This window comes from Streptomyces sp. NPDC001381 (genome assembly GCF_042895685.1).
GTDB lineage: Bacteria > Actinomycetota > Actinomycetes > Streptomycetales > Streptomycetaceae > Streptomyces.
In genome coordinates this window covers 828,075-837,100 of sequence record NZ_JBIAWO010000003.1, presented here as the reverse complement: position 1 = coordinate 837,100, position 9,026 = coordinate 828,075, and the positions used below count along the sequence as shown (strand labels likewise).

General features: G+C 67.4%; 10 protein-coding genes. All 10 read left to right on the top strand.

Translation table 11 applies throughout. The features are described from left to right. Positions 1-111 precede the first annotated feature (111 nt). Entirely contained in the window at positions 112-1,101 is a 990-nt protein-coding gene (locus tag ACFY2L_RS17435) for a glycosyltransferase family 2 protein (RefSeq protein WP_390822827.1), read from the top strand. Positions 1,102-1,355: 254 nt separating this feature from the next. Continuing rightward, positions 1,356-1,727, top strand: a complete 372-nt coding sequence (gene rpsL / locus ACFY2L_RS17430) for a 30S ribosomal protein S12 (protein WP_003948652.1) — start codon at positions 1,356-1,358, stop codon at positions 1,725-1,727. 2 nt (positions 1,728-1,729) lie between these two features. Next, the gene (gene rpsG / locus ACFY2L_RS17425) at positions 1,730-2,200 is read left to right on the top strand and encodes a 30S ribosomal protein S7 (protein ID WP_168371942.1); all 471 of its coding nucleotides are present in this window, start codon (positions 1,730-1,732) and stop codon (positions 2,198-2,200) included. A gap of 39 nt (positions 2,201-2,239) precedes the next feature. Further along, positions 2,240-4,366, top strand: coding sequence for an elongation factor G (gene fusA / locus ACFY2L_RS17420; protein WP_390658121.1), 2,127 nt, complete (start codon positions 2,240-2,242; stop codon positions 4,364-4,366). 165 nt (positions 4,367-4,531) lie between these two features. Next, positions 4,532-5,725 (top strand): elongation factor Tu, encoded by a 1,194-nt coding sequence (gene tuf, locus ACFY2L_RS17415; protein ID WP_390658122.1) that lies wholly within the window; start codon positions 4,532-4,534, stop codon positions 5,723-5,725. 549 nt (positions 5,726-6,274) lie between these two features. Further along, positions 6,275-6,463, top strand: coding sequence for a hypothetical protein (locus ACFY2L_RS17410; RefSeq protein WP_390822712.1), 189 nt, complete (start codon positions 6,275-6,277; stop codon positions 6,461-6,463). A 475-nt stretch (positions 6,464-6,938) separates the two neighbouring features. Continuing rightward, positions 6,939-7,247, top strand: coding sequence for a 30S ribosomal protein S10 (gene rpsJ / locus ACFY2L_RS17405; RefSeq protein ID WP_003948644.1), 309 nt, complete (start codon positions 6,939-6,941; stop codon positions 7,245-7,247). A gap of 17 nt (positions 7,248-7,264) precedes the next feature. Then, the gene (gene rplC / locus ACFY2L_RS17400) at positions 7,265-7,909 is read left to right on the top strand and encodes a 50S ribosomal protein L3 (RefSeq protein WP_020135811.1); all 645 of its coding nucleotides are present in this window, start codon (positions 7,265-7,267) and stop codon (positions 7,907-7,909) included. Positions 7,910-7,917: 8 nt separating this feature from the next. After that, positions 7,918-8,574 (top strand): 50S ribosomal protein L4, encoded by a 657-nt coding sequence (gene rplD, locus ACFY2L_RS17395; protein WP_390658125.1) that lies wholly within the window; start codon positions 7,918-7,920, stop codon positions 8,572-8,574. Beyond that, positions 8,574-8,993: a 50S ribosomal protein L23 gene (gene rplW, locus ACFY2L_RS17390; RefSeq protein WP_390658127.1), complete on the top strand. Its 420-nt coding sequence runs from the start codon at positions 8,574-8,576 to the stop codon at positions 8,991-8,993. Before rplD ends, rplW begins: the two co-directional genes overlap by 1 nt. Positions 8,994-9,026: the final 33 nt, after the last annotated feature.

Genomic DNA, 9,026 nt, shown 5'->3' with positions numbered 1-9,026 from the left:
GTCATAAGATCGCACCAGCGTCGCACATGTGCGCCACAGGTGAGGGGAGGGCGCGTGACGGAGACGTCGAACACCGTGGCCGGGGCGGCCGTCCTGTCGGTCGTCATACCCATGTACAACGAGGAAGAGGTCCTTCCGGCGCTGGTCAGCAGACTGCGCCCGGTCCTCGCCGGTCTCGGCGCGGCGTACGAGGTCGTCGCCGTCGACGACGGGTCCACCGACCGCACGGCCGAGCTGCTCGCCGCCTTCCGTCTTGGCTGGCCGGAACTGCGGATCATCGGCCTGCGCCGCAACTCCGGCCACCAGGCCGCCCTCACCGCCGGCCTGGACCGCGCCCGCGGCGCCTACGTCGTCAGCATCGACGCCGACCTCCAGGACCCGCCCGAGAAGATCCCCGAGATGCTGGAGCTGGCCCGCGCCGAGCACCTCGACATCGTCTACGGCATCCGCGCCGACCGCGCCAGCGACACCGGCTTCAAGCGGTGGACGGCGGGGCTGTACTACCGGCTCGTGCGGCGGCTGGCCGGGCCGTCCGTGCCCGCCCAGGCCGGCGACTTCCGGCTGCTCAGCAGGGCCGCCGTGGACGCCCTCAAGGCGCTTCCCGACCAGCAGCGCGTCTACCGGCTCCTGGTGCCCTGGCTCGGCTTCCCCAGCGGGCAGGTGACCTACGAGCGCGCCCCGCGTCCGGCCGGGCAGAGCAAGTACCCGCTGGGCCGCATGATCCGCCTGGCCGTCGACAGCGTCACCGGGTTCTCCGCGGCCCCCCTGCGCATCGCCACCTGGCTCGGCGGTTTCGCCTTCCTGGTCTGTCTGGCGCTGATGGCGTACACCCTGAGCGCCCACGCCTTCGACCACACGGTCCCGGGCTGGACCTCCCTCTTCACCGGCGTGCTGTTCATCGGCGCGGTCCAGCTGATCTGCGTGGGCCTGCTCGGCGAGTACGTCGGCCGCATCTACACGGCCGTGCAGAACCGTCCGACGTACTTCGTCGGCCACGACACCGCGGCCGGGTCTCAGGAGGCGGCGGCCGGTCCGGGAACCCCGGAGGCGAAGGGCGCGGAAACCCCCGTACCACACCAGCGGTCGGGTTCGCGAACGTAACCGCCGCATGTCGGACGTACTGCTTCTGTTTTGACCGGAGTGATTGCGCTGGGTACGCTCAGACCTTGTGCCTGGGGTGTGCCCTGGCCCTCGTGCGTGCCATCACACCGCACCGGGGCAAAGAGCGGCCACCGTGATCCGTGCTTTCTTTCCGCCTCGCGGCGGAAGTCCGCGGGATCCGACACACCCGACCGCGTGGGTCGGCGATGTTCCAGGTTAGCTGTACCCATCGGCACACAGAAACCGGAGAAGTAGTGCCTACGATCCAGCAGCTGGTCCGTAAGGGCCGGCAGGACAAGGTCGAGAAGAACAAGACGCCCGCACTCGAGGGTTCCCCTCAGCGTCGTGGCGTCTGCACGCGTGTGTTCACGACCACCCCGAAGAAGCCGAACTCGGCCCTGCGTAAGGTCGCGCGTGTGCGTCTGACCAGCGGGATCGAGGTCACCGCTTACATTCCGGGTGAGGGACACAACCTGCAGGAGCACTCCATCGTGCTCGTGCGCGGCGGCCGTGTGAAGGACCTGCCGGGTGTTCGCTACAAGATCATCCGCGGCTCGCTCGACACCCAGGGTGTCAAGAACCGCAAGCAGGCTCGCAGCCGTTACGGCGCCAAGAAGGAGAAGTAAGAATGCCTCGTAAGGGCCCCGCCCCGAAGCGCCCGGTCATCATCGACCCGGTTTACGGCTCCCCTCTGGTGACCTCCCTGATCAACAAGGTGCTGCTGAACGGCAAGCGCTCGACTGCCGAGCGGATCGTTTACGGCGCCATGGAGGGCCTGCGCGACAAGACCGGCAACGACCCGGTCATCACGCTGAAGCGCGCTCTCGAGAACATCAAGCCGACCATCGAGGTCAAGTCCCGCCGTGTCGGTGGCGCCACCTACCAGGTCCCGGTCGAGGTCAAGCCCGGCCGTGCCAACACCCTGGCGCTGCGCTGGCTCGTCGGTTACTCCCGCGCCCGTCGCGAGAAGACCATGACCGAGCGTCTGCTGAACGAGCTCCTCGACGCGTCCAACGGCCTCGGCGCCGCTGTGAAGAAGCGCGAGGACACGCACAAGATGGCCGAGTCCAACAAGGCCTTCGCGCACTACCGCTGGTAGTCGCAGTCCACATCGAGACCGAGAGAAGACTGAAGCCTTATGGCTACCACTTCGCTTGACCTGGCCAAGGTGCGCAACATCGGCATCATGGCCCACATCGACGCGGGCAAGACGACCACCACCGAGCGGATCCTGTTCTACACCGGCGTTTCGTACAAGATCGGTGAGGTCCACGACGGCGCTGCCACCATGGACTGGATGGAGCAGGAGCAGGAGCGTGGCATCACGATCACCTCTGCTGCCACCACCTGTCACTGGCCGCTGGAAGACGTCGACCACACCATCAACATCATCGACACGCCGGGCCACGTCGACTTCACCGTCGAGGTGGAGCGTTCGCTGCGCGTGCTCGACGGTGCCGTGACGGTGTTCGACGGCGTCGCCGGCGTTGAGCCCCAGTCCGAGACGGTGTGGCGTCAGGCGGACCGCTACGGCGTTCCGCGCATCTGCTTCGTCAACAAGCTCGACCGCACCGGTGCCGAGTTCCACCGCTGCGTCGACATGATCGTCGACCGTCTGGGCGCTCAGCCGATCGTGATGCAGCTCCCGATCGGTGCCGAGGCCGACTTCCAGGGTGTCGTGGACCTGGTCCGCATGAAGGCCCTGGTCTGGTCCGCCGAGGCGACCAAGGGCGAGATGTACGACGTCGTCGACATCCCGGCCACCCACACCGAGGCGGCCGAGGAGTGGCGCGGCAAGCTGCTCGAGGCCGTGGCGGAGAACGACGAGGAGCTCATGGAGCTGTACCTCGAGGGCACCGAGCCCACCGAGGAGCAGCTCTACGCGGCGGTCCGTCGTATCACCATCGCGTCCGGCAAGGGCGGCGGCACCACCGTCACCCCCGTGTTCTGCGGTACCGCGTTCAAGAACAAGGGTGTTCAGCCCCTGCTCGACGCGGTCGTGCGCTACCTGCCGTCGCCGGTCGACATCGAGGCCATCGAGGGCCACGACGTCAAGGACCCGGAGACGGTCGTCAAGCGCAAGCCGTCCGACGACGAGCCGCTGTCGGCGCTGGCGTTCAAGATCATGAGCGACCCGCACCTCGGCAAGCTCACCTTCGTGCGTGTCTACTCCGGCCGCCTCGAGTCCGGCTCCGCCGTGCTCAACTCGGTCAAGGGCCGCAAGGAGCGCATCGGCAAGATCTACCGTATGCACGCCAACAAGCGTGAGGAGATCGAGTCGGTGGGCGCCGGCGACATCGTCGCCGTCATGGGCCTGAAGCAGACCACCACCGGTGAGACGCTCTGCGACGAGAAGAACCCGGTGATCCTGGAGTCCATGGACTTCCCGGCCCCGGTCATCCAGGTCGCCATCGAGCCCAAGTCGAAGGGCGACCAGGAGAAGCTGGGCATCGCGATCCAGCGCCTGGCCGAGGAGGACCCGTCCTTCCAGGTCCACTCGGACGAGGAGACCGGCCAGACCATCATCGGCGGCATGGGCGAGCTGCACCTCGAGGTGCTGGTCGACCGTATGCGCCGTGAGTTCAAGGTCGAGGCCAACGTCGGCAAGCCGCAGGTCGCGTACCGCGAGACGATCCGCAAGGCCGTCGAGAAGGTCGAGTACACCCACAAGAAGCAGACGGGTGGTACCGGCCAGTTCGCGCGCGTCATCATCGGCATCGAGCCGATCGAGGGCGGCGACACGTCGTACGAGTTCGTCAACAAGGTCACTGGTGGCCGTGTGCCGAAGGAGTACATCCCCTCGGTCGACGCCGGTGCGCAGGAGGCCATGCAGTTCGGCATCCTCGCCGGTTACGAGATGACCGGTGTGCGTGTGACGCTGATCGACGGCGCCTACCACGAGGTCGACTCCTCCGAGCTCGCCTTCAAGATCGCCGGCTCGCAGGCCTTCAAGGAGGCCGCGCGCAAGGCCAGCCCCGTGCTGCTCGAGCCGATGATGGCCGTCGAGGTCACCACGCCCGAGGACTACATGGGTGAGGTCATCGGCGACATCAACTCCCGCCGTGGCCAGATCCAGGCCATGGAGGAGCGGGCCGGTGCCCGCGTCGTCAAGGGTCTTGTGCCCCTGTCGGAGATGTTCGGTTACGTCGGCGACCTCCGCAGCAAGACCTCGGGTCGCGCAAGCTACTCGATGCAGTTCGACTCCTACGCCGAGGTTCCGCGGAACGTCGCCGAGGAGATCATCGCGAAGGCCAAGGGCGAGTAACGCACTCCGTTCACACGCCGTAGGCTTGACTCCGGAGCCTCCAGGGGCATTCATCCGCGTTCGTTCTCGTTCGCGGGGTTTGCCCCGGGGCCCGGGACTTAACAGCAAAGATCACCTGGCGCCGATGAAGTAAGGCGTACAGAACCACTCCACAGGAGGACCCCAGTGGCGAAGGCGAAGTTCGAGCGGACTAAGCCGCACGTCAACATCGGCACCATCGGTCACATCGACCACGGTAAGACGACCCTCACGGCCGCCATTACCAAGGTGCTGCACGACGCGTACCCGGACCTGAACGAGGCCACCCCGTTCGACAACATCGACAAGGCGCCCGAGGAGCGTCAGCGCGGTATCACCATCTCCATCGCGCACGTCGAGTACCAGACCGAGGCGCGTCACTACGCCCACGTCGACTGCCCGGGTCACGCGGACTACATCAAGAACATGATCACCGGTGCCGCGCAGATGGACGGCGCGATCCTGGTGGTCGCCGCCACCGACGGCCCGATGCCGCAGACCAAGGAGCACGTGCTCCTGGCCCGCCAGGTCGGCGTTCCGTACATCGTCGTCGCCCTGAACAAGGCCGACATGGTGGACGACGAGGAGATCCTGGAGCTCGTCGAGCTCGAGGTCCGTGAGCTCCTCTCCGAGTACGAGTTCCCGGGCGACGACCTGCCGGTCGTGCGTGTCTCGGCGCTGAAGGCGCTCGAGGGCGACGCCCAGTGGACCCAGTCGGTCCTGGACCTCATGAACGCTGTCGACACCTCCATCCCGGAGCCCGAGCGTGACGTCGACAAGCCGTTCCTGATGCCGATCGAGGACGTCTTCACCATCACCGGTCGCGGTACGGTCGTCACCGGCCGTATCGAGCGTGGTGTCCTCAAGGTCAACGAGACCGTCGACATCATCGGCATCAAGACCGAGAAGACCACCACCACGGTCACCGGCATCGAGATGTTCCGCAAGCTGCTCGACGAGGGCCAGGCCGGTGAGAACGTCGGTCTGCTGCTCCGCGGCATCAAGCGCGAGGACGTCGAGCGCGGCCAGGTCATCATCAAGCCGGGCTCGGTCACCCCGCACACCGAGTTCGAGGCCCAGGCCTACATCCTGTCGAAGGACGAGGGTGGTCGCCACACCCCGTTCTTCAACAACTACCGTCCGCAGTTCTACTTCCGTACGACGGACGTGACCGGCGTCGTGACCCTCCCCGAGGGCACCGAGATGGTCATGCCGGGTGACAACACCGAGATGAAGGTGGAGCTCATCCAGCCCGTCGCCATGGAAGAGGGCCTGAAGTTCGCCATCCGTGAGGGTGGCCGGACGGTCGGCGCCGGCCAGGTCACCAAGATCACGAAGTGATCTTGCGCCTGACTGGTGGCACAGCCTGAGCTGAGCACCTGAGAGAGGGCCCGTACGACTCCGGTCGTACGGGCCCTCTCGCCTGTCCGGGGCGCACGGGATGTGCGGCGCACAGCCGCTGCCCGCACCGCTCACGGTGCCGCCGCCGGCCCGCCGCGAGCGGCGCCCCCGCCTGTACGCCCTCGACGGCATCCGGCTCCTCGCCGCCCTCATGGTCGCGGACCACCACTACGCCGGCACCCGCCGAGTGAACCGGCCGGGCACCCGATCTGGGACCGCCCGACCTCGGACATCATCCCGACGGTCTTCCACGTCGCCGCCTACGGCTGGATCGGCGTCGAGATCGATCGACGAGGCCGAGCACGTGGGCAGCCGGCGGGGCGCGCTGGTCGGCTTCACCGTGTTCCTGCTGGCCGTGCTCGCCGTGGCGCTCGGCCTCGCGGACCGCGTCCGCCGGCGCCGGCCGGTGACGGCGGGAAGCCTGAGTACCCGCTCTACCCGCTGCACCACGCGGCGGGCACGGCCGTCATCAGCCGCCTGCACGCCGCCATGGACGCCCGGCTCCTCCTGGCCTCGCTCCTGGCCGGCTTCCTGGCCCTGAGCTGGGCGGTGCGCGGCTTCGTGGAGCGCCCGGCGGCGGGAGCGGTGAAGCGGGGGCTGGAGAGGTCGTTCGCCCGGGTCCGGGGTGCGGGACAGGCGGTGACCCGCGAGGCGCGGCCCCGCCCGGGCCGGATGTGAGGCAACGATGAGGTCTCACGTCCGCACGTCCGGGCGCGGAATGCGGGGGGTGTCACCCCGGGGCGTTTGACCTACGTCACGCTGCGGGTATTCTCTCCGGCTCGATTGGCGGAGGTGCTGCCCCGTATGGCAGACTAGCGGGGTTGCTCGGTCGAGTGTTGATGCTGCGCGCCTCCCGTCGGGAGGACCGGAAGCGAGTCCCACAGTACTCGTCGCCCTAACTGCCGCGAGGCAGCGCTGGGGCGGACGTACGGGAATCTTTCGGGAAGTGCGGTGCTGCACCGGCCAGGCACCCGGTGGACCTTCGTCCCCGGCTTGCGGTTCCGGAAGGGCCGTGTGCATTCCCTGCAGGGATGTTCGAACAAGGGGCATCTGTGTCAGCGGGAGCGCGACACGCCCGACCGCGTGGGTCGGAGAAACGAGACAGGAACACCGGGTTCCAGAGCGTTACGAGAGACAGGACTACTGAGTAGCCATGGCGGGACAGAAGATCCGCATCCGGCTCAAGGCCTACGACCACGAGGTCATCGACTCCTCGGCGAAGAAGATCGTCGAGACGGTGACGCGCACTGGTGCGTCGGTCGCGGGCCCGGTGCCGCTGCCCACTGAGAAGAACGTGTACTGCGTCATCAAGTCGCCGCACAAGTACAAGGACTCGCGCGAGCACTTCGAGATGCGCACGCACAAGCGCCTGATCGACATCCTCGACCCGACGCCCAAGACCGTTGACTCTCTGATGCGACTCGACCTCCCGGCCGGTGTCGACATCGAGATCAAGCTCTGAGGGTCGGTGATCTGAGAATGGCTAAGCAGATCAAGGGCATCCTGGGCGAGAAGCTCGGCATGACGCAGGTGTGGGACGAGAACAACCGCGTTGTTCCCGTCACCGTCGTCAAGGCCGGCCCCAACGTCGTGACCCAGGTCCGTACGAACGACGTCGACGGCTACGAGTCCGTCCAGATCGCGTTCGGCGAGATCGACCCGCGCAAGGTGAACAAGCCCCTCAAGGGCCACTTCGCCAAGGCCGACGTCACTCCCCGCCGCCACCTCGTCGAGATCCGTACCGCTGACGCCAGCGAGTACACCCTCGGCCAGGAGATCACCGCCGAGGTGTTCGAGGCCGGCATCAAGGTCGACGTGACCGGCAAGAGCAAGGGCAAGGGCTTCGCCGGTGTCATGAAGCGTCACAACTTCAAGGGCCTCGGCGCCGGTCACGGCACCCAGCGCAAGCACCGCTCGCCCGGTTCCATCGGTGGCTGCGCCACCCCGGGCCGCGTGTTCAAGGGCCTCCGCATGGCGGGTCGCATGGGCAACGAGCGTGTCACCACCCAGAACCTGACCGTCCACGCCGTTGACGCGGAGAAGGGTCTGCTGCTCATCAAGGGCGCGGTTCCCGGTCCGAACGGCGGCCTCGTCCTGGTCCGCACCGCGGCCAAGGGGGCCTGAGGTAACCGATGAGCACTGTTGACATCCTTTCGCCTGCCGGCGAGAAGACCGGTAGCGTCGAGCTCCCCGCGGAGATCTTCGGCGTGGAGAAGGTCAGCATCCCGCTGATCCACCAGGTCGTCGTCGCGCAGAACGCGGCTGCCCGTCAGGGCACGCACAAGACCAAGACCCGTGGCGAGGTCCGTGGTGGTGGCAAGAAGCCTTACCGCCAGAAGGGCACCGGCCGCGCCCGTCAGGGCTCGACCCGCGCGCCGCAGTTCGCCGGTGGTGGCGTCGTGCACGGTCCCGTGCCGCGCGACTACTCGCAGCGGACCCCGAAGAAGATGAAGGCTGCCGCCCTGCGTCACGCCCTCACCGACCGGGCCCGCCACAACCGCATCCACGTCGTCACCGGCGTGATCGAGGGCGAGACCCCCTCCACCAAGGCCGCTCGCACGCTGTTCGGCAAGATCTCGGAGCGCAAGAACCTGCTCCTGGTCGTCGAGCGCGCCGACGAGGCCGCGTGGCTGTCCGCCCGCAACCTGCCCCAGGTCCACATCCTGGAGCCGGGCCAGCTGAACACGTACGACGTGATCGTCTCGGACGACGTGGTCTTCACCCAGGCCGCTCTCGAGTCCTTCGTCGCCGGCCCGAAGGCCAACGACACCGAAGGGAGCGAGGCCTGATGGCTACGCGTCACCCGAGCATCGCCTCCAAGGCGGCCAAGGCCGCCAAGGCCGCGCGCGTCGCCAAGGCGAAGCGCCACGCCACCGAGGGCAAGAACACCGTCGAGACCCCGCTGAGCAAGGCGTACACGGACCCCCGTGACGTGCTGCTGAAGCCGGTCGTCTCGGAGAAGAGCTACGCGCTCCTCGACGAGAACAAGTACACGTTCATCGTCGACCCGAACGCCAACAAGACCCAGATCAAGCAGGCCGTCCAGGCGGTCTTCTCGGTCAAGGTCACCGGGGTCAACACGATCAACCGCCAGGGCAAGCGCAAGCGGACCCGCACGGGCTTCGGCCAGCGCGCCGCCACCAAGCGCGCGATCGTGACCCTCGCCGAGGGCGACCGTATCGACATCTTCGGCGGTCCGACCGCGTAAGCGGGTCGGATCGTCCGGTATCGGACGAGGACT